Raw genomic sequence first — 1,739 nt, 5'->3', positions numbered from 1 at the left:
GTAACTTCAGTTGGCACCTGACCCATTACCGGTTCACCGCTATCAGGGTCTACAATCGGTGTCCCGTCAGGATTGGTAAGGGGTACTAACTGGATGATGTACTCGTTGAAAGTTACACTGAACCAGTAATCATCTGCCGGTAACGGATTACCGTTAAAGGTTCCGTCCCATCCCTGGCTTTGAGAACTGATTTGTTTGATCAGCTTGCCGTAACGGTCAAAGATGTAAATCTCCGCATCGCCCTGGCTGTTTAAACCGTAGATGTTCCAGTAGTCGTGGTAACCGTCTCCGTTTGGCGTGAAGTATCTCGGGTAATCGATGATGCTTACGTCTTCCAGGGTGACGATATAATCGGTACAGGCGCCTTTGTCGCGTATGTGTACCTGGTGGAGTCCCGGACTTACATTGGTAAAGATCGGACTGTCCTGCCATGGGCCGTAGTCTAACTGGTATTCGTAGTCGCCATATCCTTCGGTGATGATGGTTATGGTCTGGTCTTCACTGAAGGCACCGCTTACATTGTAGCTGCTTAGCTGTTGGCTGGCGGGTCCGCTGCGTTCTACGGTTACAGGGGCTATCGGGTCACTGATACAGCCGTTGGCACTTATGGCTTCTACGGTGTAGCTGCCGGCCTGGGTTACGGTGTAGGTGGACTCGGTCGCGCCTGCTATTTGTACGCCGTCCTGATACCATACAAAGGTATGGGTGTCATCCAGTCCGGTATCAAGTACAAACGGGCTTAGTACTTCGCTCGTGTCATAGTCTACACAGATGGTTCCGCCTTGCAGTTGTGGCTCGGGTATCGGTTCTACATATAGGGTGAAGCTGGTTAGTTCGTAACAGCCGCTTATGGTGGCGGTGTTGGTTACGCGTACCCAGATTTCCTGTTCGCCCGGGTTGTTTTCATTGCTGTACAGGCTCGGGTCGGTTATCGGGTTTTCGCCTGCTGTGGCGTCTGCTTCGCTTTCGTAGTAGGTTACGCTGTACTGGGCAGGGTCTTGTGTGCCGAGTACTTGGTCTTCTACCTGGGTCAGGTCAAAGGTGTATACGCCGTCGTTGTCTCCATCGTAGTCGCATTCAAAGAATTCCTGGGTTACAGGGTTGGCTATCGCTGCTTCTTCTACATACAGGGTTACTTCGCCGGTGGCGATACAGCCGGTGGTGTTGTTTTCTACGGCTACCAGTATGGTTTGCGGACTGCTTTCGTTGGTGTATTGGTTGGGCAGTGCGGTGCCGGCCTGGTAGGCGGCCTGGTCGTAGTAGAAGGTTAGGGTGTAATCATCCGGGTTTACGTCTTCGCCCAGTATGTATGGGGTGTGTTCGTTAAGGATGAAGGTGTGTACGCCATCGGTGTTTTGTTCGCAATAGGCGTTTGGTGCTATTATGCCGTTTTCACCCAGCTCCGGTAATGGGTTTACTATCAGCTCCAGTTCTACTACCTGGTAGCATACTTGGTCGTTAGGGTTGCCGGTGTTGGCGGCTACGCGTACGTAGATGGTACCGCTCGGACTCTGGTAGGCTTCGGGGTTGGCTATCGGGTTGATGCCTTCTTCCGCGTCTTCCGGGGTTTCGTGGTAGGTGATTATGGTGCTGTTGTCGTTGTTGCGTATGTCGTCTTCTGCATCGGTCAGGTTAAATTCTTCTTCTCCGTCCGGTGAGTTGTTGTCATCGCATAGTACCAGCGGTGCCGGATTGGTCTCCGGGGTTGGTAACGGCAGTACTTTTATGGTGAGTGTGGT

The 1,739-nt window shown here is 52.3% G+C and carries 1 protein-coding gene; it reads right to left on the bottom strand.

Translation table 11 applies throughout. The annotated features are described in order from the left end of the window. The coding region (locus tag IEW45_RS14705; protein ID WP_188622031.1) for a T9SS type B sorting domain-containing protein at positions 1–1,739 on the bottom strand (1,739 nt) is incomplete at both ends.

The organism is Flavobacterium suaedae, from assembly GCF_014642915.1.
Classification (GTDB): Bacteria; Bacteroidota; Bacteroidia; order Flavobacteriales; family Flavobacteriaceae; genus Flavobacterium; species Flavobacterium suaedae.
Note: the sequence above shows the minus strand (reverse complement) of the source record. Positions and strands in the feature narration are given on the sequence as shown.